Genomic DNA, 22866 nt, shown 5'->3' with positions numbered 1-22866 from the left:
GGCGCACCCGTCCGGGTGCGCCCCCTCAGTGCTGCACGGCGGTGGTCCGATCCTGGCCGGATCGGTACCTCTTTGTGCAATTACATATTCGTTGCGTGAAGGTCAGGCGTACGCTCGGGCATATGCGTACTGCGGTTTCCTGGGGATCCTTAGAGACGTGCACGCCGTTCAGGGGAGGGGCGCAATGCTCGGGAGTGACACGATGAGCGAGAGCGGTGCCGTGCTCCCTTGGCTGGTGATACGGCAGGACGACAACGGCAACCGCTACCGCGTGGGCAGGTACGCCACGCAGGACGAGGCCCAGCGGACCGCCGACAAACTCCAGGACCGCGGCCACAAGCAGCTCTACTGGGTGGAGCGCATCGGGCAGACCGCGCGACCGTAGTGCGCCGGGCCGGACCGCCGTCGCCTCCTCGGCCCGGGCCCCGCACCATCCGGGGTGCCCGTGCCGGGCATTACGCTCCGGAGCATGACTGATCGCGTGGTGGTGGCCGGTGCCGTCTACGACCGGGGCCGGCTGCTGGCCGCGCGTCGCAGCGCCCCGCCCGAGCTGGCCGGCCGCTGGGAGCTGCCCGGTGGCAAGGTCGAGCCGGGGGAGAGCGGCGAGCAGGCACTCGTGCGCGAACTCCGTGAGGAGCTGGGCATCGAGACGGAACCGCTGGAGCGCATCCCCGGTGAGTGGCCGCTGAAGCCCGGCTATGTGCTGCGGGTATGGACGGCGCGTCTGGTCTCCGGTGAGCCCGCGCCGCTTCAGGACCACGACGAGCTGCGCTGGCTCGGACCCGGCGAGGGCGACACCGTCGACTGGCTCGAGCAGGACCGCCCCGCGGTCGCCGAAGCCGTACGGAGACTCCCCGGCGGCGCACACCGCTGAGCGGCTGCCCGACCCGTGGCGCGCGCCGATGGATCTGTGCGCCCTCTCCCTGCACGTACACCCGTTCGTGCGCATGGCCTTACACCCGTACGCCCCACGTGTCGACTCCGGCGGTATTTCATCCCCAATATCGGGTATGTGGTGTTTAGTCCCTCGCGAACTGGATGTTCTCCGTTGCTGGTCTTGGGAAGTGATCGGCGTGATCGATACCGAAGGCGACTGCGTCGAGTGGAGCTTTCCGGCTGTACCCGGCGCCGTACGCACGGCACGTCACGCCGTCCATGAGGCGTTGCGCGGCTGGGACCTCGACACGGCCGTCGGCGATGTGGCTGTACTCCTGGTCAGCGAGCTGGTGACCAACTCCATGCGCTACGCGTCGGGCCCCATCGGCGTACGGCTGGTGCGCCCCCATCCCGACGGGGAAGGTCCCGCCGCGCACCCCGGTCTGCTGGTGGAAGTCTCCGATCCGCTTCCGGATCCGCCCACCGAACGTCCGGCGGGACCCGACGACGAGGGCGGCAGAGGACTCCAGCTCGTGGCCTGCTCCGCGCGGCGCTGGGGAACCCGGCGCGGAAAGAGTGGCAAGACGGTGTGGTTCGAGCTCGCCCTGCCTGGTTAGGAGTGGGGTGGGATGAACAGCGATCACCAGAGGTCGGCAGAACCTGGCTGAAAGGGACTGAGACCGTGCTGTGATCGTGAACGCCGTGTCGGTGAGGGCCGTAGTGCTGAATACTGCGGGCAGGACCGGTCCGGTGTGTGAGCTGGAGGGGACGGTCGCGTGAGCGAAATACCTGGGACAGCGGGCGACGTCGTGTGGCAGAGCAGTCCGCCTGGCTCGATCTACGACTACATCAGGGTCGCCTCCTTCTCGATCGGCCCCGACGGGCTGATCGAGCAGTGGAGCCGCCGGGCCGCCGGTCTCTTTGGCGTTGCCGCGCACGACGCGGTGGGCAAGGACCCGGTCGAGGCCTTCATGCCTGGTGAGCTGCGCGTGGACGGCCATCGCCGGGTCGGTGAGGTGCTCGACGGCAAGGAGTGGACGGGCCTCGTCCCCTTCCGGATGCCGGGCGAGGACGGCCTGCGCGGGCTCGCCGAGATCTATGTGATGCCGAGTGAGTCGGCGACCGGTGAACGGGCCGCGGTCTGCATCGTCGTGGATGTCCGGGCACTGCGCCGCATCGAGACGGACCTCGCGGCCTCGCAGGCTATATTCGGCCAATCTCCCTTCGGCTTCGTGCTGTTCGGTACCGACTTCACCGTGTTGCGGGCCAACCAGCGGTTCGCCACCGTCTTCGGCGGCCGGGCCGACGAACACCGCGGCCGCACCGTCCACGACTATCTCGCCGGCCCGGAGGCCGACCGGCTGTCAGCCACACTCAGCCGCGTCCTGGAGACCGGCGAGTCCGTCACCGACCTCCAGCTCGTCGGCACCGCCCCGGGCGACAGCGAGCGCCGCCACTGGTCGATGAACCTCTACCGGGTGCACAGCGGTACGGGCCGGCCCATCGGCATCGCCGGACTGGCCACCGACGTCACCCGCCGCCATATCGCCGCCCGCGAGGCCGCCAGCGCCAGGCGCAACCTCGCTCTGCTCAACGAGGCCAGCGCACGCATCGGCAACTCCCTCGACCTGGAGACCACCGCCCGCGAACTCCTCGACGTCGCCGTGCCGGGTTTCTGCGACCTCGCCTCCGTCGACCTGTACCAGGCGCTGCTCACCGGCGAGGAGGCCCCGCCGGGCAGCTGGAGCTCGCTCCGCCAGGAATCGGTCGGCGGCTCCGCCGAACTGCGCCGCGTCGCCTTCGCCAGCGCGGTGTCGGATGCCATGCCCGACGCCATACCCGACACCGTCGAGGCGGTCGGCGACGCCTCGCGACCCCGGGCGCTCACCGCGGCGCCCGCACTCGGTGCGGTGCACCGCTACGCGTTCAACTCGCCCTGCGCGATCGCCCTGCGCACCGGCCACGTCGAGGACGTGCCCGGCGACGAGCGGGGATTCGTCCAGTCCTCCCTCGCCGTGCCGATGGTCGCCCACGACACGGTGGTCGGCCTCGTGCGCTTCTCCCGTGCCAAGGGCAGCGAGCCCTTCGGCGAACGCGACCGGGCCCTGGCCACCGAACTCGCCGCCCGCGCCGCCGTCTGTATCGACAACGCCCGCCTCTACCGGCGCGAGCACGAGCGTGCGCTGATACTTCAGCGCAGCCTGTTGCCCCCCGGCGACCCCGAGGCCGCGGGTCTCGACATCGCCTGCCGCTATCTGCCCGGCAACACGGCGACCGAGGTGGGCGGCGACTGGTTCGACGTGATCGAGCTGCCCGGCCACCGCACCGCCCTCGTCGTCGGCGACGTGATGGGACGTGGACTGCGCGCCGCGGTCGCCATGGGCGAACTGCGCACCGCCGTCAGGACCCTGGCACTCCTCGACCTGGAGCCCGCCGAGGTCCTCTCCGCGCTCGACGAGGTGGCCCGGGGACTCGGTACTCCCGGTGGCAGCAACTCCTCCGACGGAGGGGGCGGCGCCCAGTGGCCCTCGCGGGCCGCGCACAAGTCCCGCGAGGCCGACCTCTCCGAGGTCTATCTCGCGACCTGCGTCTACGCCGTCTACGACCCGGTCACCCGGCGGTGCACCTTCGCCAATGCCGGCCATCTCCCCCCTGTCGTGGTCGAGCCCGGCGAACCGGCACTCCTGCTCGACGTACCGCCCGGCATGCCGCTCGGCGTCGGCGGCGAACCCTTCGAGGAAGTCGAGGTCGAACTCAAGGAGGGCGCCCTCCTCGCCCTCTACACCGATGGCCTCGTCGAGTCCCGCGACCACCCGCTGGACGAGGGACTGGAGGCGCTGCGCGGCGCGCTCGTCGAACCCGTCCGGCCTCTTGAGGACGTCTGCGACCATGTGCTGAGCACCCTGGACACCCGGCACGGCGAGGACGACATCGCCCTGCTGATGGCCCGGATACAGGGGCTGCCGGCCGAAGCCGTCGGCGACTGGCGGCTGCCCCGCGAACTCCGCTCGGTGGGACGCGCCCGCGAACTCGCCCGGGGCCAGCTGCTCGCCTGGGACCTCGACGACCTGGTGGACACCACCGAGCTGCTCGTCAGTGAGCTGGTCACCAACGCCCTGCGGTACGGCGAGGGTGAGATCCGGCTCAGGCTGCTGCGCGACCGTACCCTCGTGTGCGAGGTATGGGACGCGGGTCTCGTCCAGCCGCGGCGGCGGCGGGCACGCGACACGGACGAGGGCGGCCGCGGCCTGCAACTGGTCGGGCTGTTGAGCGCGGCATGGGGATCGAGGCGGACGCCGCGCGGCAAGACGGTCTGGTTCGAACTGCCGCTGCCCGACGGCGAGCCGGCCGCCGAGCGCACGGTCGAGGAGCTTCTGAGCATGTTCTGAGCACGGCCCTCAGCGGACTCGTACCGGCCTGGTGCGGGACGCGCACCGGTTCATGAGGCCGTCTTCAGGGCCGCGAGGCGCGCCTCGACCTCGGCGCTGTCTCCCAGGGTGTCCAGCTGCTCGAACTGGGCGTCCAGGGACGACGCGGCAAGCTCCTGCTTCCCCACCGCCTTCGCCTCCTCGCGCCGCACCTTGTCCTCGAACCGGCTGATCTCGCTGGTCGGGTCCAGGACGTTGATGTTCTTCACGGAGTCCATCATCTGGTTCTGCGCCTGGGCGGACTTGGCTCGCGCGACCAGCTCGTCACGCTTGGACTTCAGCTCCGTCAGCTTGCCCTTCATCTGGTCCAGGCCCGTCTTGAGCTTGTCCACCACCTCTGTCTGCGAGGCGATGGTGGGCTCCGCGGTCTTCGCCTCCTTCTCCGACTGGAGCTGCCGGCCGAGCGCGACCTTGGCCAGGTTGTCGAACTTGTCGGCATCGGCGGCCGATCCGCCCGCGCGCAGCTCATCCGCCTTGCGGCTGGCGGCGAGGGCCTTCTCGCCCCACTCCTTGGCCGCCTCGACGTCCTCCCGGTGGTCCTGCTCCATCAGGCGCAGATTGCCGATGGTCGCGGCGACGGCCTGTTCGGCCTCCGAGATGTTGGACGTGTAGTCGCGGATCAGCTGGTCCAGCATCTTCTGCGGATCCTCGGCCTGGTCGAGGAGTGCGTTGATGTTGGCCTTCGCCAGCTGGGTGACGCGTCCGAGGATGGTCTGCTTGGTCATGGCACCTCTCCTGTCTGTCCAGTTCTGTTGCTTACGAGTGCTGCTAATTTGCGAGTGCTGTGTCCAGATGCGTCCCGCAGGCTGCGGGTGTGCGGCCTGCGGGGGTTCAGAAGCGGCCGCCAACGCGGGCACCGCCGCCCCTTCAGAAACGGCCGCCACCGCCCCTTCGGCCACGGGTGCCCCCGCCGCCGAAGCTCCCCGGACCGCCACCCCCGCCGAAGCCTCCGCCGAAGCCGCCTCCCCTCCGAAGCCGCCACCCCCGAGTCCGCCTCCGCGGCCGCCCCCGCCCAGCAGGCCGCCGAGGATGATTCCGCCGAGGACGGCACCGCCCATGCCCCCGCCGCCCCCTCCTCGGGAACCGCCCGGTCCGTTCGGGTTCCCGTAGGCCCGCACGTCCTGTTCCGCCAGGTTCTGGGCCTGCCCGGCCAGCGAGTCCGCCTGGTGCGCCTCGGCCAGCGCACCCTGCGCGTCGTCTGTGCCGGCCAGTTCACGGGCCTGCTCCAGCCGGCGCTGGGCCTCCGCCAGGCGCGTGCGGGCCTGGCTGCCGACGGCTCCCCGGTTGGTCGTGATGTAGTCGGCGGCGGCGCCGATCGCCGACCGCGCGGTGAGCATCGCCTGGTCGAGGAGCGAGCGGGCCCGCCGGTTGCCCTGTTCCTGTTCGCGCGCGCCGGCCAGCGCCTCGTCCAGGGCCGCGTCCGCCTCCTCCACCCGGCGCAGCGCGTCGATCGGGTCGTGCGGACCGGCCTGTACCTCTTGCCGCACATCGCGGGTGACGGACTGCGCGCGGGCAATCCGGCCCCTGAGGTCCGCGGTGGACACCCCCTCGGCCGTCCCCTCCAGCAGTCCGCCCGCGTCGGCCAGGTCCGTCTCCATCTCGGTGAGCGCGGCCGGCAGCCTGCCCGCCGCCTCCTTGAGCTCCCGCGCGCGCCGGTCGACGGCGTCGACGAGAGTGGCCGCCTGGCCGACCGCGCCCTCCGTCGCCCGCACGTACACCGCAGCCGCGGCGTTGTCGCCGCCGTCCACCGCCTGCCGGGCCTGATTGAGCGAGGACGTCGCGAAGACGAGCCGGTCCTTGGCCTGCTCGACGTCGCCGGCGACGGGGGACCAGGCCGACTCCGCGTAGCGACCGCGCATCGAGGTGAGGGTGGCGTCGGCCGTGGCGGCCCGGCCGGCGAGCGCACGGAACGCCGTCTCCGCCGCGGCCAGCGCCTGCGGGGCGTTGCGCTCCAGTGCACGGAGCCGGTCGAAGTCCTCGGAGACCGCGTCCAGACGGGTGTTGGCGTCCTGGCACCGGCTGATGATCTCGTCCAGCATCCGCCGACGGGTGGCGTCGTCCTCGGGGAAGGCGTCGTCCAGCTGCTGACGCAACCGGAACGCGGCCGTCAGCTCGCCCTTGGCATAGGTGACCGCCTCGGTGAACGGCGCTGCGGCCTCTTCGCCGAACTGGGCGGTCGCGAATCCGAGCTCTTCGTCGCTCGTGCGGACCGCGTCGTCGGTGTCGACCAGCGTCTCTTTTGCACGGGCGTCGAGTTCCGGCAGCGGGGTGGGCGGTTCGGGTGGTTCGTTCCGGTCGGAACCGGCCGGTCCCCATCCGGTCGCACCGGGCGTGGTCCGGGTGGCGGTGCGCCGCTTGCGCCGGGTGTACGCATAGGCGGCCACCGCTGCGGCTCCGCCGACGACGACTACGGGCAGGACCAGGTCCCCGGCGGTCGTCCCACCGGAGCTCCCTGTTCCGGGGTCGTCGGCACCCGGGGTGATCGCGGGAGTGGGTACGGCGTCGCCGGCCAGGACGGCGGAGTACCCGTCGGCGGCCCCGATCGCGGCACCCGCCCAGTCGTTCTCCTTGAGCGCGGGCTCGATGGCGGTGCTCGCCACATCCTGGAGCTGGGCGTCGGTGAAGCGGGAGTCCTGGTCGACCGAGTAGGCGTACTGCCGGTCGTGGGTGGCTACCGCGAGCAGGACGTCGTCGCGGCCGAGCCCGTTGCGGTCGGCTGTGTCGTCCGCCCAGTTCTGCGCGGACCGTCCGGAGAAGTCACGGACGTAGGCCACGAAGAGCTGGACGCGGCGCTTGTCGTAGAGCTGGTCGAGTGCGGTGACCACCTGGCCCTTGCGGTCTCCCAGCGCACCCACCTTGTCGGTGATCTGCCCGTCGCGGGACAGCGTGATGGGGTCGTCGGCGCGAGCGGTCAGCGCGGCGGGAAGGGCCAGCCAGCACACCGTCATCAGGACGGCGAGCAGGGCCCGGCCCGGTATGAGGATCCGGGTTCGGCTCACAGGCGGCATCACGTTTGCGAGGCTATGTCCACGTTCGGAGAGCCGCGACCGGGCGGGTGGACCGGTCGCACCGCGCCCGGCGGGGACCCGGCACGGCACGTCGCCCGGTCGGGGGACATGCCGCGCCGCGCGTCGTGCCGTGCCCAGCCGCGTCGTGTCGGGTCCCGCCGAGGGCTGCCGGGTCCTGCCACTCCGGCCGGTCCTGCCACTCCGGCCGGGCGATGCCGGGCCCCGCCGGTCCAGCCGGATGCTGAATCCCAGCCGTACGGGACCACCCGGTGCAGGGCTCAGATGCTGAAGCGCTCCTTGGCGAGCAGTGGGCGCACCCGGGAGCGGAATCCGCCGGTCCGGAAGGGCTGCTGCAGCAGTCCGGGGCGGAGCGCCTGGGCCAGTGCCGCGGCCGTCATCCCCTGATCCAGGGCGAGCAGGTAGTCGCTGACCCTTCCGGTGGAGACGTTCACGGAGTCCCGGAACCCGTAGCCGTCATGGTAGGCGCCGAAATCACGGTCCAGCGCCCGCAGATTCGCGACCGCCTCGGCCGGCGCGTGGGGCAGCGCGAGGAAGGAGGCGTGCGGGGTGACCACACCGTTGGTGAACGCCGACGCGGGCGGCAGCGGTGCGCCGTGCGTGGTGTAGGTGCGGTCGGTGTTGGAGGCGTACCCGTCGACCTGCATGCCGAGCGCGTCGACCCCGTACTCCTGGTATCCACCCTCCGGAACGGCGGCCGGGGAGAAGCCCCAGTACCCGTAGCCCGTCTCGGTCATGCCGTGCTCGATCTGGCTGCGCACGTACCGGCGGTGGGTCCGGCCCCACGATCCGGGCGACCACTCGGGTTCCGGCACGAACAGCGGAACCATCAGCGCCTCGAACATCGACCCGCCCCAGGTGGGAACGAGCTTGCGGCCGCCGTGCGTGTAATGGCCCTGCCAGACGCGGATACCGTCCATCGCGACGTAACTGCCCTGCGGAGGCTGCTCCTGCTCATTGCCGGGCAGCATGGTGCGCAGCAGGTGCCAGTAGTGGTCGGCGGGCAGGGACCCGTCGGCGATGCCCAGATAACTGGCCATCCGGGGCTCGGTGTTGAGGGCGCCGTAGTGGTGGCCGGTGGGTTCCCCGGTGTCCGTCCAGAAGCCGCCGCGCAGCTGGCCGGGCCCGGCGACGGGGTCGGCCGGATCGAAGGGTGTGTAGAAATAGGACCAGTCCGCGCCCGACAGCAGGCCGGCGATCCGGGGACGCAGCTCGGGAACGGCGTCCGCGGCGATGCGGAGGCCGGTGATCAGCCAGGCGTTGTCGACGGAGGAGAGGAACGGGCGGACCGGTTCGCCGGTACCGGGCCACTCGGTCAGTACCGAACCGTCGTGCGCGTCGTACCAGTTGAGCCAGAAGCCGTGCGGGCGTGCCAGCTTCTCGACGGACCGGACCGTGCGCTCCAGGCGGCGCCGCATCGTGGCCTCGCTGATGACCCCGAGCCCGGCGGCGGCGACGGTCGACCACAGGCCGCAGCCGATATTGGTGGGTGAGGTCTGGCGCGACTGAACGGGGCCGCCCGGCCCGCTCACGTCGATCTTGTCGACGGCGAGACCCAGATCGGTCGTCATTGCCTCGACCGAGCGATACGTGTCGCGGAACCAGCGCAGCAGCAGCGGTGTGTCAAAGGCGTCAACGGGATGAGCGGCGTCCGCGGAAGGCGCGGAGCGAGTGGCGGGAGCGGCGCTCGCCGGGGGTGTGGATACGGCTCCGAGGGACAGAGCGGCAGCCCCGGTCCCGGTGGCGGTGAGAAACGTGCGACGGTCCATGAAGGTCCAGCTCCCGGTGGCAGAAGGGGGATGGGGGGTTTTCGTGGCGTGCTCGATGCGGCGACGCGGGCTGCCCGGGACGGGTGCCGCGCCTTCGGCGCCGTTTTTCGGGTGGGGCCGCCGGTGTTGCCCGGGCTGTGGGACCGGGACCACGCCGGACTTCGGTGCGGGGTCCGGTAGACGGTCGGTGCGGGGTCCGGCGGACGTCAGGATCCGACGGACCCCGCACGGTCGGGAGCCGTGGGGCGGCTCCCGGTCTCGGGGCCGGCGTCAGCCGGCGATGCGCGGCAGCGTGCGGGTGCGGCCCATGTCGCCCAGCCAGACGGCGGACGGCTTCGGCAGCCGCTCGAAGGTCTCCGGGTTCCAGCCGATGAGGCCGAACGTCGGCGCGTAGGAGCCCCACTCGTAGTTGTCCAGGGCGCTCCAGGCGAGGTAGCCCTCGACGCGCAGACCGTCCTGGATGGCGGCGGCGACCTCGCTCAGCGCACCCGTGTAGTAGTCGACCCGACGGCTGTCCTGGTCCGTCGCGATGCCGTTCTCGGTCACGATCAGGGGCATGTCCCGCCCGACGACCTCGGCGGTGTGGCGCAGCGCGTGGCCGACGGCGCTGGGGTAGTACTCCCACTGCGTGAGGGTGCGCTCCACGTCGTCGGCGGTGGGGATGGGTCCGTCGGGGCCGATCCTGGTCCGGGTGTAGGACTGCACACCGATCCAGTCGTCGCCGCGCGCGGCCTCGATGAAGACGTCCTCACGGGGGTGGCGGTAGGCAGCGGTGATCTCCTCGGCGCCGGGAAGGGCCTGGTAGACCTGGTTGGCGATGGTCCAGCCGACCTGGATGCCGGCGTTGATCGCCTTGACCTCCTTGACGGCGGCGTGGTGCGCGGCGATGACGGCCAGGGTGGTCTCGTCGTCGGGGGTCGGCAGGCCGGCGGGCGGGAAGCCGATGTCGCCACGTTTGGCCTGGCCCGCCATCACGGCGATCATGTTCGGCTCGTTGATGGTGCAGACGTGGCTGACGCCTTCGCCGATCACCGGTGCGCAGGCCGCGACGTAGCGGGCGAACAGCTCGGTCGCGCCCTCGGCGGTGAAGCCGCCGCGGGCCTCGAACCACTGCGGCACGGTGAAGTGGTGCAGCGTGACCATCGGGCGCAGCCCGCGCTCGACGGCCCCCTCGACCATACGGCGGTAGTGGGCGAGCTCGGCCCGGGAGAACCGCCCCTCGGCCGGCTCGATACGCGCCCACTCGATGGAGAACCGGTAGTCGGTGAAACCCAGTCCGGCCAGGACGTCCATGTCCTCGTGCCAGCGGTGGTAGCTGTCGCAGGCGTCCAGGCTGGGTTCCTGGATGTGGGTGCCCGCGGTGTGCTCCTTGACCCACCAGTCGCTGTTGGTGTTGTTGCCCTCGATCTGGTGGGCGGCCGTGGAGGCGCCCCACAGGAAACCTTCGGGGAACGGGACCTGGGTGTGCGTCATCGCAAACTGTCTTTCTGGTGCGTGAGGGGGCGCGGCCGGCCGGTGTGCGGGGGAGCGGCCACGAACGTGTCGGTGGGGCGGCCGGGGACGGTCCGGAGCGGCCCCGGGGACGGACTACTTCATGCCCGCGGTGGCGATGCCCTGGGTGAAGTGCCGCTGGAGCGCGATGAACACGACCAGGACCGGCAGCACGATCAGGAAGGAGCCGGCCATCAGCATGCCGTTGGACCCGCCCGACTTGTTGGGGTCGGTGGCGAAGGTGGCCAGGGCCACCGGAAGGGTGTACTTGTCAGGGTCGTTGGTCGCGATGAGCGGCCAGACGAAGTTGTTCCAGGAGCCGAGGAACGTGAAGATCGACAGCGTGGCGAGAGCGGGCTTCACCAGCGGCATCACGATCCGCCAGAAGATGTACCACTCACCGGCGCCGTCCATCCGGGCAGCCTCCAGCAGCTCGTCCGGGATCGACTGCATGAACTGCCGCATCAGGAAGACGCCGAAGGCCCCGGCTGCGAACGGCAGCACCAGACCGGCGTACGAGTCGATCAGTTGCAGCTTGCTCATCAGGACGAAGAGCGGCAGCAGCATCAGGTTGCCGGGCACCATGAGCGCGCCGAGCACCAGGCTGAAGATCTTGTTGCGGCCGGCGAAGTTCAGCTTGGCCAGGGCGTAGCCGAGCATCGAGCAGAACACCAGGTTCGAGACGGTGACGAGCACCGCCACGATCACCGAGTTCATGAAGTACAGCGGCAGATCGAGCTTGTCGAGCAGGTCCCGGAAGTTGTCCAGGGTCCATTCGGTGGGGATCCAGACCGGCGGGCTCGCGGTCAGCTCGCTCGTCGTCTTGAACGAGGAGACGGCCATCCACAGGAACGGCGCCGACATGATCAGCAGCCCGGCCGAGAGCAGGACGTAGACCATGACCCGCTTCAGGGACCTCGGCCTCCTTTCCCGGCCCGCCCGGCCGGGGTTCGGCTCCTTCGACGGCGCCGTCGAGACGGCGCCGGGTGCATCGGTGGCGCTCATTTCGTGTTGTCCTTCAGCAGTCGGAGCTGCAGCACCGTGATGCCCATGATCACTACGAAGAGGACATACGCCATGGCGCTCGCGTAGCCCATGTGGAAGAAGTTGAAGCCCTCGCGGTACATGTTCAGCGAGACGGTGAGCGTCGAGTCCGAGGGCCCGCCCTGGGTCATCACGAAGGGCTCCTCGAAGACGTTGAGGTAGCCGATGGTGGTGATCACCGTGGCGTACAGCAGCGTGGGCCGAAGCAGTGGGACGGTGATCCCCTTGAACTCCTGCCAGGCGCCGGCGCCGTCCAGCCGGGCGGCCTCGCGCACCTCGGTGGGGATGGCCTGCAGGCCGGCGATGAAGAGCACCATGACCGTGCCGAGGTTGCGCCAGACAGCCATCGCGATCATCGAGGGCATGGCGAGCTTCTCGGAGCCCAGGAAGTCCGGTGAGGTGAGGCCCACTTCGGAGAAGAGGCCCGCGATGAGACCGTCGCTCGGGTCCAGCACGAAGCGCCAGACGACGGCGACCGCGACGATGGTGGTCACGACCGGGGCGTAGAAGCCGACGCGGAAGAAGGTCCGGGCCCGGTCGATGCCGTTGTTCAGCAGTACGGCGACGACCAGCCCGAGGACGATCGTCAGCGGGACGCCGACGACCACGAAGTACGCCGTGTTGAAGAGCGACTTGAGGAACTTCTCGTCGCCGAACAGCTCGGTGTAGTTCTCCAGTCCGACGAAGTTCGCGTCCAGCGGGTGCGTCACGTTGCGCAGCCCGAAGTCCGTGAAGCTCATCACCAGGGTGGCGATGATCGGGACAGCCATGAAGACGAGGAAGATGACGAGGAAGGGAGTGGAGAACAGCCAGCCGGCCACGTTCTGCACACCCATCGAGGGCTTCCTGCGTATGCGTGAGCCCTTGGGCCCGGCGGCCGGGGACTTCACGGTCCCCGGTCCGGCCTGCACCCTGGCCGGCTGTGCGGCCTTTCCGGTCGTGGTGCTCATGGCTCCTACTTCACGAGGCCTTCGATCTGGGACTGCGCCGTCTTCAGCGCGTCCTCGGCGGACGCCTTGCCCTGGGTCACCTTCGCGATGGCCTGGTCGACCTTGTCGGTGACCTCGGTCAGGTTGGGCAGCGACGGGGAGGACTTGGCGGTGTCCATCTGCTTCTTGAATATCTGCAGGTCGGCGTCGTCGGCGAGGTCACCGGAGGTCCAGGCGGCGGTGTTGGCCGGCAGGTCCTTGGTGCGCTCGTACCAGTCGGCCTGACCCTTGGTGTCGGTGAGGTACTTGATGAACGCGGTAGCAGCGGCCTTGTGCGCGCTGTCCTTCGAGATCACCAGGGAGGAACCGCCCGCCATCGAGACGGAGGACTCGTCGGTGGGCACGTTGGCCACCGCCCACTTGCCCTTGAGCTGCGGCTGGCCCTCATTCAGCAGGGTGACGTGCCAGGGGCCGCCGAAGAACATCGGGACGCGGCCGTTGCCGAAGTCCTTCACCACGTCGTAGCCGGGCTGCACGGACTTGTTGGAGAGCCCCTTGTCGAAGTACGAGCCGTACTCCTTCAGCGCCTTGACGGCCGCGGGGCTGTCGATGACGGCCTCGCCCTTGTCGTTGACGATCTCGCCGCCGGCCGAGTAGAGGAAGGGGTAGAAGTTCTGCACGGTGTCCAGGCCGCTGGGCTGGATGGACAGGCCCCACTTGGTGCCCGCCTTCTTCTGGTAGGCGGTGGCGAGGTCCTGCATCTCCTTGAAGGTGGTCGGCGCCTTGGTGATGCCGGCCTTCTTGGCCAGGTCGGTGCGGTAGTAGAGGACGCGGGTGTCGACGTACCACGGCACGCCGTACGCCTGCCCGTCCACCTCGCCCTGCTTCCAGCCCGCCGGGAAGAAGTCCTTCTGCCGGAAGGTCTTGGTGTCGACCGGCTCCAGGACGCCGAGCTCGGAGAACTCGCCGAGGTAACTGCCGCCCATCTGGGCCACGTCCGGCATGTTGCCGGCCGCGGCTGCGGAGACCAGCTTCTGGTGCGCGACGTCCCAGCCGACCGGAGTCACCTTGATGGTGATGTTCGGGTTGGCCTTCTCGTACACCTTCGCCACATCCGCGAGCTTCTCGCCCTCGGCCCCCATGGCCCAGACGGTGAGCGTCTGCTTCTTGTCCGCGGCGACGTCGTCGCCACCGGAACTGCCGCACGCGGTGAGGCCGAGAGCGAGCGCGGCTGCGATACCGGCGGAGGCGGTTCTGACGGTGCGGGGCATGGAGGGCTCCTCCTTGAGCAATCCGAATGAAGCCGAATGTATGCGCTGCCTGTAAGCGCATACATCACTCTGCGGCAGAGGTTCGGGAATCCGCAAGAGGGTGCTTGGTCACACTCGCGCAACGTGTGGGACATCTGAATGTTCAACCTGGAACGGTAAGTGTGCTGTTTGTGGAAAAGGCGGCGATGTGACCGATTACGCATGTTCGGTGCGGGTGTTCGCCGGCGGCCGGAGCTGCCGAGCCGGGGCGGGGATATTGTCGTGATCATGCCTTCGTTCGTGCATGAATTCCCTTTTGATCCCTCTTACGGCCGCACTCCTGACGACCTGATGTCCATCCCCGTACCCCCGGAGCCGCACGACTTCGCCGACTTCTGGCGGGCCCGGCACGAGGTGGCCCGGCAGGTCGCCACGGAGCCGGAGATCGGGCCGCTGGAGGACGAGCGCGACGGCGTCCGGATCCACGGCGTGACGTTCACTTCGGTGGGCGGGGTGCGTCTGGGGGGCTGGCTCGCGCTGCCGGTGGACGGCCCGGTGCGCCACGGGTTCGTCATCGGGCACGGTTACGGCGGCCGGCAGGAACCCGGGCCTGATGTGCCGCTGCCGCTGCCCGGGGCGGCAGCGATCCTTCCCTGCGTGCGGGGGATGGGGGCGCGTGGCCTGCGTGCGGGCATCCCTGATGCGGCCGACGGGCATGTGCTGCACGGCATCGAGTCGCGCGACACCTATGTCATCGGTGACTGCGTGGCGGACCTGTGGTGTGCGGCGTCGGCGCTCCATGAACTGGTCCCCGAGCTCGCCCCGGGGAGCGGCGTGGATCACGGCGCGGCGAGCAACGCGGGAACCGGCCGGCTCGGTTATCTGGGGGAGAGCTTCGGTGGGGGGCTGGGGGCGCTGGCCCTGCCGTGGGACGACCGGTTCGGGGCCGCTCAGCTGACGGTGCCCACCTTCGGGAACCACCCGTTGCGGCTCACGCTGCCGTGCGTGGGGAGCGGGGAGTCGGTGCGGCGGTACCACCGGGAGCATCCCGAAGTCACCGAGGTGCTGCGGTACTTCGACGCCGCGACGGCGGCGGGCCGGCTGGAGCTTCCGACTCTCGTGGCCGCGGCGCTGTTCGACCCGAGCGTGCCGCCGCCGGGGCAGTTCGCGGTGCACCACGCGTTGGCGGGGGAGCGGGAGCTGCTGGTGCTGAGCGCGGGGCACTTCGAGCATGCGGGGCTGGCGGGGGAGGTGGCGGCGTTGGCGGCGGCCCGGGGCCGGTTCTTCGCGAAGTGGCTGGGGCGGTGACGGCTCTCAGGTCCCGAAGGGCCCCGCTGGACCTCGGGTCCCTGAGGGCCGGATGGGGCTCAGGTCGCGAAGGCCCCGCGGGGGCCGGAGGTGCAGTCGCGTGCTCAGGGGCAGCCGCAGCTGGTGCGGCGGATCGGGGATACCGGGAGCGTGAGCGATACCGGGTCGCGGCTGCTGTCGCCCAGCCTCTGGACCAGCAATTCGACTGCCTGCTCGCCGAGTTGGCGGATCGGCTGGCGCACCGTCGTCAGTGACGGCTGGACGATCCGGCTGAGCGGGATCCCGTCGAAGCCGGTCACCGCCATGTCCTGGGGCACCCGTACCCCGCGTCGTGCCAGTGCGCGCAGGGCGCCCACCGCCATCTGGTCGTTGGCGAACAGCATCGCCTCCGGCCGCTCCGCGTCCCGGTCCAGCAGGGTCTCGGCAGCCCAGGCCCCCTCGGCCTGCTTCATCATCGTGGTCCGCAGATCCGGCGCGTCCGGCACCGGCAGACCGGCGTCCCGGCACGCCTCCTGGAACCCCCGGAACCGCGCCTCGGCGTCCGGCGAGTCGGCGTCGCCGCCGATGAAGGCCAGCCGGCGCAGCCCGTGGTCCTCGATGAGGTGGCGGGTCAGCTCGCGTTCGCCGTCCGCGTTGGCGACGACGATGTGGTCGAGGTGGTCGATCTCGCGCGGCCCGGCGAGCATCACCACGGGCAGCCGGCGCGATATCACCTCAAGGTCCTCGGTCGGAACGGTCTGCGCCAGTACGGCGAAGCCGTCGACCCGCCCCGCGACCTTCGCGACCAGGCTCTCCGGCCCGCCCTCCAGTGACGCCGCGATCAGCAGCGCGTAGCCGTGCCGCCGCGCCGCGCGCTCCATGCCGCGGATGATCTGGTCGGAGTAGAGCATCACGGCGTCGTCCGCGTCGCTGTCCGCCTCGGCGTCGGCCTCGGCGTCCGGGTCGGCGTAGTCGGGGAAGCACAGGCCGAGCACTCCGGTGGTGCGGCTGGCCAGCCCCCTGGCGTTCCCGCTCGGTACGTAGCCGAGCTCGCGGGCCGCCTCCAGGACCCGTTCACGGGTCTGGGCGCGCACCGAATCAGGGTTGCGGTAGACCCGCGAGACCGTGGCAATGGAGACGCCCGACCGCTCGGCGACGTCGTACACCGTTGGGGCGCTCACTCGACCGACCGTCCGCTTCTTCTTCGTACCGACACGTATCGGCAGGCACGTCGACATACATGTTTTGAAAGCGCATTCACCCTAGATCGCGGGTCCGTCGCGAGCAAGGCCGCCACGGAATAGACAGGCTGCCTTGCAAGATGTCCTGTGCATCTTTACGGTGGAAGCATGACGCAACCGTCCGGTGCCACCCCCGTCGACCCCACGGCCGAGCAAGTGGCGAGCGACCTCTCCGCCGTGGTGGGCAGGCTGCTGCGACGGCTGCGCTCCTCGTCGTCGGAGAGCCTCCTCACGCCCACTCAGCGCTCGGTGCTGGCCCGGCTCGACGACGGAGGCCCGGCCACCACGGCCGCGCTGGCCCGCGCCGAGTACGTACGCCCGCAGTCCATGCGGCTGACGCTGGGCGCGCTGGAGGGGCAGGGGCTGGTCGAGCGGGCACCCGATCCGGACGACGGCCGGAAGTCGGTCATGTCGATCACCGGCACCGGGCGCACGACGCTCGCGGAGGTCCGGGCCGCCAAGCGCAACTGGCTCGCCGAGGTGATCGCCGCCGAGCTGGACGGGGCCGAACGCCGCACCGTCGCCGAGGCGACCGCCCTCCTGGACCGCTTGGTCGGTTCATGACGGCCCGCGACACGGCCCCCGCAGCGATACCCCAGGAGTCACGGGCACCGGCTCAGGCGCCGCTGCCGGCCGGGGCCGCGCGAGCCTCGCTGCCCGCACAGGCAGAAGACCCAGCAGCGCCGCCCACGCAGCTGTCTGCCCCCTCACCCGCGCCCGCGTCGACGCGGGCGGCCGCCCCGGGCTTCAGCTCCCGGCTCACCGCCCCGCTGCTGATCGGCTCGCTGCTCAACCCCCTCAACACCACCATGATCTCCACCGCTCTGGTGGCGATCGGGCACCACTTCGACATCGGCGCCGCTGACACCGCCTGGCTGATCTCCGTCCTCTACCTCGCCAGCGCCGTCGCCCAGCCGGTGCTGGGCAAGCTCGCCGATGTGCTCGGCCCCCGTCGGGTCTTCCTGGCCGGTCTGGTCGTCGTCATCGCATCCGGCCTGGTCGGGGCGGTGGCGCCGAGTTTCGGCTGGCTGATCGTGTCCCGGCTGCTGCTCGGCATCGGTACGTCGGCCGCCTACCCGGCGGCCATGGCGGTGCTGCGTGACGAGTCCGCCCGGATCGGCCGGGCCACCCCGCGGCCCGTGCTGGCCCGGCTCTCCTTCGCCGCGCTCGGCAGCGCGGCCGTCGGTCCCACGCTCGGCGGGCTGCTGGTCATGGTCGTCGGCTGGCGCGGCATCTTCGCCGTCAACGTGCCCGTCGCCCTGATCGCGTTCGGTGCCGCGCTGCTCTGGATCCCGGCCGACCCGCCGCGCGGACGCGCCGCCGACGGCAGTGCCCCGCGGCTCGGTCTCGACCCGCTCGGTATCGGCCTCTTCGCCACCGCCCTGACCGTGCTGGTCTTCTTCCTGCTCGATCTCGCCCACCCGATGTGGTGGCTGCTCGCCCCCTTCCTGGCCCTGACCGCCACGCTGGTGTGGTGGCAGCTGCGCTGCCGGGAGCCCTTCATCGATCTGCGGATGCTGGCGGGAAACGCCGCGCTGTCCCGGACGTATCTGCGGCACGGAATCAGCTACCTGCTGATCTACTGCGTCATGTACGGGTACACGCAGTGGCTGGAGGAGGTACGTGGCTACTCGTCCGGGCACACCGGTCTGCTGATGCTGCCGATGTCCGTCGCCGCGCTGGTCTGTTCGCTGCTCGGTGCCCGCACGAAGGGCATCCGCGGCCCCCTCGCCCTGGCCTGTGTGCTGCTCACCGTCGGGGCCGGAGTGCTCGTCCTCCTCTCCGGGGACACCCCGCTCGCCGTGCTGCTGCTCGCCGGGGCCTGCTTCGGCATCCCGCAGGGGCTGATCGGTACGAGCAACCAGGCCGCAGTCCAGGCCTACGCCCCGGCCGAGTCCATCGGCTCCGCCGCCGGCCTCCAGCGGACCGCCCAGTACATAGGGGCCATCACCGCGTCCAGCCTGATCGCGCTCGCGTACGGGCAGTCGGCCAGCGACCACGGCCTGCACCTGATGGCCGGGGTCTCCGTCGTGCTCGGCCTCGTCCTGATCGTCCTGACCCTCACCGACCGCGCACTCAGCGGCCGCACCTGAGCCAACGCCCGTGAGTCAACGCTCCTGAGCCGCCGCACAGGAGCCGCCGTCCGAAGGCCTACCCGAAGCCCACCCGGTAACCGAAGACCCGCCCCGAGCCCCACCCGGAACCAGCCGAACCACCGCACCCAAGAATCGAGCAAGGAGCACCACCATGAGCGCCACCACCCTCGACCCGAAGACCGCACTGGTCGTCGTCGACCTCCAGAAGGGCATCGTCGGGCTGCCCACCGCCCACCCGAGCGCCGATGTCGTCGCGCAGTCCGCGACGCTCGCCGACGCCTTCCGGGCCAAGGGCCTGCCCGTCGTCCTGGTCCGCGTCACCGGCGGCGCCCCCGGCCGCACCGAGGGCCCCGCCCGCTCCGGCCAGCCGGCTGCCGACTGGGCCGAGATCGTGCCCGAGCTCGGCCCGCACGAGGGCGACATCGTCGTCACCAAGCAGCAGTGGGGCGCCTTCTACGGCACCGACCTCGACCTCCAGCTGCGCCGTCGCGGCATCACCCAGGTCGTCGTGGTCGGTATCGCGACCAGCATCGGCGTCGAGTCCACCGCCCGCTCGGCGTACGAGCACGGCTACCACGTCACCGTCGCCACGGACGCGGTGACCGACATGAGCGCCGAGGCCCACGACAACAGCGTCGAGCGCATCTTCCCGCGGCTCGGCGAGACCGACACCACCGACGCGATCCTCAAGCTGCTGGGCTGACCGCACGCCGCGGCGGTCCCGGCCGGTGCACGGCCGGGACGCCGCGACCAGGGGGCCTCAGGACGACTCCCGCCGCCGGATCTTGTTCCCCAGCCACACCAGCGGGTCGTACTTGCGGTCCACGGCCCGCTCCTTCAGCGGGATCAGCGCGTTGTCGGTGATCTTGATGTGTTCGGGGCACACCTCCGTACAGCACTTCGTGATGTTGCAGTAGCCGAGTCCGTGCTCCTCCTGGGCCGTCGCCTTCCGGTCGAGTCCGGACTCGGCGGCGGCGTCCAGGGGGTGCATGTCCAGCTCCGCGACCCGCATCAGGAAGCGCGGCCCGGCGAAGGCCGCCTTGTTCTCCTCGTGGTCGCGCACCACGTGGCAGGTGTCCTGGCACAGGAAGCACTCGATGCACTTGCGGAACTCCTGCGAGCGGTCCACATCGACCTGCTGCATCCGGTACTCGCCCGCCTTCACCCCCTCCGGAGGGACGAAGGAGGGCACTTCGCGTGCCTTGGCGTAGTTGAACGACACGTCCGTCACCAGGTCGCGCACCACCGGGAAGGCCCGCAGCGGGGTGACGGTGATCGTCTCCTCGCGGCTGAACACCGACATGCGCGTCATGCACATCAGCCGCGGCCGTCCGTTGATCTCCGCGCTGCACGAACCGCATTTGCCGGCTTTGCAGTTCCACCGCACCGCCAGATCGCCCGCCTGGGTGGCCTGGATGCGGTGGATGATGTCGAGGACGACCTCTCCGTCGTTGACCTCGACCGCGAAGTCCTCCAGACCGCCGCCGTCGGTGTCCCCGCGCCACACCCTGAACCGTGCGTTGTAGCTGCTCATTCGTACAGCTCCTCCTCGGCGAGGTACTTGACCAGCTCCTCCTTCTCGAAGAGGGAGAGCAGATCCGGACGGATGGGTTCGGTCACCTTGCGTACGAGGTCGATCCGGCCCTCCAGCGGCGCCGCGGACACGTCGGCGGGCCGGCAGAGCAGATTGACCGGGCGCCAGGAGCGTTCCATCGCCGGGCAGTCCTCGCGGGTGTGGCCGCCGCGGCTCTCGGTGCGCTCCAGCGCAGCCCGGGCGATGCACTCGCTGACCAGCAGCATGTTCCGCAGGTCCAGCGAGAGGTGCCAGCCGGGATTGAACTGCCGGTGGCCCTCGACCCCGGCCCGGCGGGCCCGCTCCCGCAGTCCGGCCAGTCTCTCCAGGGCCTGTTCCATCTCGGGCGCGCGCCGGATGATGCCGACCAGGTCGTTCATCGTCTGCTGGAGTTCCTGGTGCAGGGTGTACGGGTTCTCCGTCGGCGCACCCTCGGCGAGCTCCTCCGCGCTGAACGGGCGCAGGGCCTCCGCCGCCGCGGCGTCGATCTGGGCCTCGTCCACCACCGGCAGCGCCTCGACGGACTCGGCGTACCCGGCGGCGTGCAGCCCGGCCCGGCGGCCGAAGACCAGCAGGTCGGAGAGGGAGTTCCCGCCGAGCCGATTGGAGCCGTGCATGCCGCCCGCGACCTCGCCCGCCGCGTAGAGACCCGGCACGTCGAGGGCGGCGGCGGTGTCGGAGTCGACGGCTATGCCGCCCATCACGTAGTGGCAGGTCGGGCCGACCTCCATCGCCTCGGCCGTGATGTCGACGTCCGCCAGCTCCTTGAACTGGTGGTACATCGACGGCAGCCGGCGCCGGATCCGATCCGCGTCCATCCGGGTCGACACGTCCAGGAACACCCCGCCGTGCGGTGAGCCCCGGCCCGCCTTCACCTCGGAGTTGATGGCCCGGGCGACCTCGTCGCGCGGCAGCAGCTCGGGCGGGCGGCGGTTGTTGTCCGGGTCCTCGTACCAGCGGTCGCCCTCCTCCTCCGACTGCGCGTACTTCTCCTTGAACACGTCGGGGACGTAGTCGAACATGAACCGCTTGCCCTCGGAGTTGCGCAGCACGCCGCCGTCGCCGCGCACCGACTCGGTGACGAGGATGCCCTTGACCGAGGGCGGCCAGACCATGCCGGTCGGGTGGAACTGCACGAACTCCATGTTCAGCAGGGGTGCGCCCGCCAGCAGGGCCAGTGCGTGACCGTCGCCGGTGTACTCCCAGGAGTTCGACGTCACCTTGAAGGACTTGCCGATGCCACCGGTGGCCAGGACGACCGCGGGCGCCTCCAGCACGAAGAACCGGCCGCTCTCGCGCTCGTAGCAGAAGGTCCCGGAGACCCGCTCGCCGTCCTTGAGCACGCGGGTGACGGTGCACTCCTGGAAGACCTTCAACCGGGCTTCGTAGTCACCGAACTCCCGGTAGTCCTCCTGCTGGAGCGAGACGATCTTCTGCTGGAGGGTGCGGATCAGTTCGAGGCCGGTGCGGTCCCCGACGTGCGCGAGGCGCGGGTATTCGTGGCCGCCGAAGTTGCGCTGGGAGATCTTCCCCTCGGGGGTGCGGTCGAAGAGCGCGCCCCAGGTCTCCAGCTCCCAGACCCGGTCGGGCGCCTCCTTGGCGTGCAGCTCCGCCATGCGCCACTGGTTGAGGAACTTCCCGCCGCGCATGGTGTCGCGGAAGTGCACCTGCCAGTTGTCCCCGGAGTTCACATTGCCCATGGAGGCGGCGATACCGCCCTCCGCCATGACCGTGTGCGCCTTGCCGAAGAGCGATTTGCAGATGACGGCGGTACGGGCTCCGCGCTCCCGTGCCTCGATCGCGGCGCGCAGCCCGGCGCCTCCGGCACCCACCACGACGACGTCCCACTGCTGCCGTTCGAGCTCTGTCATTCAGAAAAACCTCGGATCGTCGAAGGCGCCGGAGGCGACGAGGTACACGTAGAAGTCGGCGAGCGCCACGCTGATCAGCGAGGCCCAGGCGAGCAGCATGTGACGGGCGTTGAGCCGCCCCACCCAGCCCCACAGCCGGTAGCGCACGGGGTGCTTCGAGAAGTGCCGCAGCCGGCCGCCGATGATGTGCCGGCAGGAGTGGCAGGACAGGGTGTACGCCCAGATCAGGGCGATGTTGACCAGGAAGATCAGCGAGCCGAGACCCATGTGGCCCCAGGCGTAGTGCTCGTCGCGGAAGGAGAGCACGGTGTCGTACGTGAGGATGCCGGCGACCGGCACCGCGGCGTAGAAGAAGTACCGGTGGATGTTCTGCATGATCAGCGGGAAGCGCGTCTCGCCGCTGTACGTCTTGTGCGGCTCGGCGACCGCGCAGGCCGGGGGCGAGGCCCAGAAACCCCGGTAGTAGGCCTTGCGGTAGTAGTAGCAGGTCAGCCGGAAGCCGAGCGGGAAGATCAGGATCAGCAGGGCGGGGGAGAGGCCCCACCAGCTGCCGAAGAGTTCCCAGTTCGGACCGTGTCGCATGGGGGCGCAGCTGTCCGCCAGACAGGGTGAGTAGAACGGCGAGACATAGGGGGCGGCGTAGTAGTCGGCGTTCGAGAACGCCCGCCAGGTCGAGTAGACGATGAAGGCGAGGAGGCCGCCCGCCGTGACGGCGGGCGCCAGCCACCAGCGGTCGGTCCGCAGATGGCGGGCGGCGATGGCGGCCCGCGAGGCGTGGTGCACCCCGGCCGGCCCGGCCACCGCCCTGCCCGGCGGCGGTGGCTCCGTGCCCGGAGCCCCGCCTGAATCCGTGCCTGTTTCCGTACCGGTGGCCAAGGAACTCTCCTGGGGTCTTTCGTTCGGGTCAGGTCGGGTCGGGTCAGGGAACGGGGTCCGGTGCTGTGCCTCGCAAGGCGGAGGAGGGAGTCGACGCGGAGCGTCGGCG

18 protein-coding genes and 1 pseudogene are annotated in these 22866 nt (G+C 70.5%); 8 read left to right on the top strand and 11 right to left on the bottom strand.

Features of this window, described 5'->3' with window-relative positions; genetic code table 11:
- The first annotated feature begins 184 nt into the window (after positions 1-184).
- The 4 genes from LNW71_RS09770 (at position 185) to LNW71_RS09755 (ending at position 4265) form a co-directional block, all read left to right on the top strand.
- Positions 185-385 (top strand): SPOR domain-containing protein, encoded by a 201-nt coding sequence (locus LNW71_RS09770; protein ID WP_250967881.1) that lies wholly within the window; start codon positions 185-187, stop codon positions 383-385.
- Between the two features lie 84 nt (positions 386-469).
- Positions 470-874, top strand: coding sequence for a (deoxy)nucleoside triphosphate pyrophosphohydrolase (locus LNW71_RS09765; RefSeq protein ID WP_250967880.1), 405 nt, complete (start codon positions 470-472; stop codon positions 872-874).
- A gap of 190 nt (positions 875-1064) precedes the next feature.
- Entirely contained in the window at positions 1065-1493 is a 429-nt protein-coding gene (locus LNW71_RS09760; RefSeq protein ID WP_250967879.1) for an ATP-binding protein, read from the top strand.
- A gap of 192 nt (positions 1494-1685) precedes the next feature.
- Positions 1686-4265 carry a SpoIIE family protein phosphatase gene (locus LNW71_RS09755; RefSeq protein WP_250971954.1) on the top strand — a complete coding sequence of 860 codons (2580 nt, stop codon included), beginning with the start codon at positions 1686-1688 and terminating at the stop codon, positions 4263-4265.
- A gap of 50 nt (positions 4266-4315) precedes the next feature.
- On the opposite strand, the gene LNW71_RS09750 is transcribed toward LNW71_RS09755, so the two are convergent.
- From LNW71_RS09750 to LNW71_RS09720, 7 genes and pseudogenes are all read right to left on the bottom strand, one after another.
- The gene (locus LNW71_RS09750; RefSeq protein ID WP_250967878.1) at positions 4316-5029 is read right to left on the bottom strand and encodes a PspA/IM30 family protein; all 714 of its coding nucleotides are present in this window, start codon (positions 5027-5029) and stop codon (positions 4316-4318) included.
- Positions 5030-5171: 142 nt separating this feature from the next.
- Positions 5172-7252: pseudogene (locus LNW71_RS09745) on the bottom strand (TPM domain-containing protein).
- Positions 7253-7590: 338 nt separating this feature from the next.
- Positions 7591-9099 (bottom strand): glucoamylase family protein, encoded by a 1509-nt coding sequence (locus LNW71_RS09740; protein WP_250967877.1) that lies wholly within the window; start codon positions 9097-9099, stop codon positions 7591-7593.
- A gap of 270 nt (positions 9100-9369) precedes the next feature.
- Positions 9370-10572, bottom strand: a complete 1203-nt coding sequence (locus LNW71_RS09735; protein WP_250967876.1) for a family 1 glycosylhydrolase — start codon at positions 10570-10572, stop codon at positions 9370-9372.
- A 114-nt stretch (positions 10573-10686) separates the two neighbouring features.
- Positions 10687-11595, bottom strand: coding sequence for a carbohydrate ABC transporter permease (locus LNW71_RS09730; protein ID WP_374119374.1), 909 nt, complete (start codon positions 11593-11595; stop codon positions 10687-10689).
- Positions 11592-12584, bottom strand: coding sequence for a carbohydrate ABC transporter permease (locus tag LNW71_RS09725; RefSeq protein ID WP_250967875.1), 993 nt, complete (start codon positions 12582-12584; stop codon positions 11592-11594). The genes LNW71_RS09730 and LNW71_RS09725 overlap by 4 nt, the downstream gene beginning before the upstream one ends.
- Before the next feature lie 5 nt (positions 12585-12589).
- Positions 12590-13834, bottom strand: a complete 1245-nt coding sequence (locus LNW71_RS09720; RefSeq protein ID WP_250967874.1) for a sugar ABC transporter substrate-binding protein — start codon at positions 13832-13834, stop codon at positions 12590-12592.
- A 267-nt stretch (positions 13835-14101) separates the two neighbouring features.
- On the opposite strand from LNW71_RS09720, the gene LNW71_RS09715 reads away from it, so the two are divergent.
- Complete coding sequence (locus LNW71_RS09715; protein ID WP_250967873.1) at positions 14102-15121, top strand: acetylxylan esterase; 1020 nt, start codon at positions 14102-14104, stop codon at positions 15119-15121.
- A gap of 104 nt (positions 15122-15225) precedes the next feature.
- Here the strand turns inward: LNW71_RS09715 and LNW71_RS09710 are convergent, their stop codons facing one another.
- Complete coding sequence (locus LNW71_RS09710) at positions 15226-16281, bottom strand: LacI family DNA-binding transcriptional regulator (RefSeq protein WP_250967872.1); 1056 nt, start codon at positions 16279-16281, stop codon at positions 15226-15228.
- A 168-nt stretch (positions 16282-16449) separates the two neighbouring features.
- Between LNW71_RS09710 and LNW71_RS09705 the strand changes: the two genes are divergently transcribed.
- The 3 genes from LNW71_RS09705 to LNW71_RS09695 all read left to right on the top strand — a co-directional run bounded on the left by LNW71_RS09705 (position 16450) and on the right by LNW71_RS09695 (position 19140).
- Positions 16450-16905: a MarR family transcriptional regulator gene (locus LNW71_RS09705; protein ID WP_250967871.1), complete on the top strand. Its 456-nt coding sequence runs from the start codon at positions 16450-16452 to the stop codon at positions 16903-16905.
- The gene (locus LNW71_RS09700) at positions 16902-18434 is read left to right on the top strand and encodes an MFS transporter (protein ID WP_250967870.1); all 1533 of its coding nucleotides are present in this window, start codon (positions 16902-16904) and stop codon (positions 18432-18434) included. Before LNW71_RS09705 ends, LNW71_RS09700 begins: the two co-directional genes overlap by 4 nt.
- A gap of 154 nt (positions 18435-18588) precedes the next feature.
- Positions 18589-19140, top strand: coding sequence for an isochorismatase family protein (locus tag LNW71_RS09695; protein ID WP_250967869.1), 552 nt, complete (start codon positions 18589-18591; stop codon positions 19138-19140).
- Between the two features lie 57 nt (positions 19141-19197).
- Here the strand turns inward: LNW71_RS09695 and LNW71_RS09690 are convergent, their stop codons facing one another.
- From LNW71_RS09690 to LNW71_RS09680, 3 genes are read right to left on the bottom strand one after another with little or no spacing between them, the layout of a single operon-like run.
- Positions 19198-19971, bottom strand: a complete 774-nt coding sequence (locus LNW71_RS09690; RefSeq protein WP_250967868.1) for a succinate dehydrogenase/fumarate reductase iron-sulfur subunit — start codon at positions 19969-19971, stop codon at positions 19198-19200.
- On the bottom strand, positions 19968-21881 hold the full coding sequence (locus LNW71_RS09685; RefSeq protein ID WP_250967867.1) for a fumarate reductase/succinate dehydrogenase flavoprotein subunit: 1914 nt from the start codon (positions 21879-21881) through the stop codon (positions 19968-19970). The genes LNW71_RS09690 and LNW71_RS09685 overlap by 4 nt, the downstream gene beginning before the upstream one ends.
- Entirely contained in the window at positions 21882-22757 is an 876-nt protein-coding gene (locus tag LNW71_RS09680; RefSeq protein WP_285802083.1) for a hypothetical protein, read from the bottom strand. It lies immediately after the preceding gene.
- Positions 22758-22866: the final 109 nt, after the last annotated feature.

The organism is Streptomyces sp. RKAG290 (assembly GCF_023701695.1).
GTDB lineage: Bacteria > Actinomycetota > Actinomycetes > Streptomycetales > Streptomycetaceae > Streptomyces.
Note: the sequence above shows the minus strand (reverse complement) of the source record. Positions and strands in the feature narration are given on the sequence as shown.

What these genes read in the sequence shown, in the direction of transcription:
- LNW71_RS09770 (WP_250967881.1), top strand. Translation starts at nt 185, where the DNA reads ATGCTCGGGAGTGACACGATGAGCGAGAGCGGTGCCGTGCTCCCTTGG.
- LNW71_RS09765 (WP_250967880.1), top strand. Translation starts at nt 470, where the DNA reads ATGACTGATCGCGTGGTGGTGGCCGGTGCCGTCTACGACCGGGGCCGG.
- LNW71_RS09750 (WP_250967878.1), bottom strand. Translation starts at nt 5,029, where the DNA reads ATGACCAAGCAGACCATCCTCGGACGCGTCACCCAGCTGGCGAAGGCC.
- LNW71_RS09740 (WP_250967877.1), bottom strand. Translation starts at nt 9,099, where the DNA reads ATGGACCGTCGCACGTTTCTCACCGCCACCGGGACCGGGGCTGCCGCT.
- LNW71_RS09735 (WP_250967876.1), bottom strand. Translation starts at nt 10,572, where the DNA reads ATGACGCACACCCAGGTCCCGTTCCCCGAAGGTTTCCTGTGGGGCGCC.
- LNW71_RS09730 (WP_374119374.1), bottom strand. Translation starts at nt 11,595, where the DNA reads ATGAGCGCCACCGATGCACCCGGCGCCGTCTCGACGGCGCCGTCGAAG.
- LNW71_RS09725 (WP_250967875.1), bottom strand. Translation starts at nt 12,584, where the DNA reads ATGAGCACCACGACCGGAAAGGCCGCACAGCCGGCCAGGGTGCAGGCC.
- LNW71_RS09720 (WP_250967874.1), bottom strand. Translation starts at nt 13,834, where the DNA reads ATGCCCCGCACCGTCAGAACCGCCTCCGCCGGTATCGCAGCCGCGCTC.
- LNW71_RS09715 (WP_250967873.1), top strand. Translation starts at nt 14,102, where the DNA reads ATGCCTTCGTTCGTGCATGAATTCCCTTTTGATCCCTCTTACGGCCGC.
- LNW71_RS09705 (WP_250967871.1), top strand. Translation starts at nt 16,450, where the DNA reads ATGACGCAACCGTCCGGTGCCACCCCCGTCGACCCCACGGCCGAGCAA.
- LNW71_RS09700 (WP_250967870.1), top strand. Translation starts at nt 16,902, where the DNA reads ATGACGGCCCGCGACACGGCCCCCGCAGCGATACCCCAGGAGTCACGG.
- LNW71_RS09695 (WP_250967869.1), top strand. Translation starts at nt 18,589, where the DNA reads ATGAGCGCCACCACCCTCGACCCGAAGACCGCACTGGTCGTCGTCGAC.
- LNW71_RS09690 (WP_250967868.1), bottom strand. Translation starts at nt 19,971, where the DNA reads ATGAGCAGCTACAACGCACGGTTCAGGGTGTGGCGCGGGGACACCGAC.
- LNW71_RS09685 (WP_250967867.1), bottom strand. Translation starts at nt 21,881, where the DNA reads ATGACAGAGCTCGAACGGCAGCAGTGGGACGTCGTCGTGGTGGGTGCC.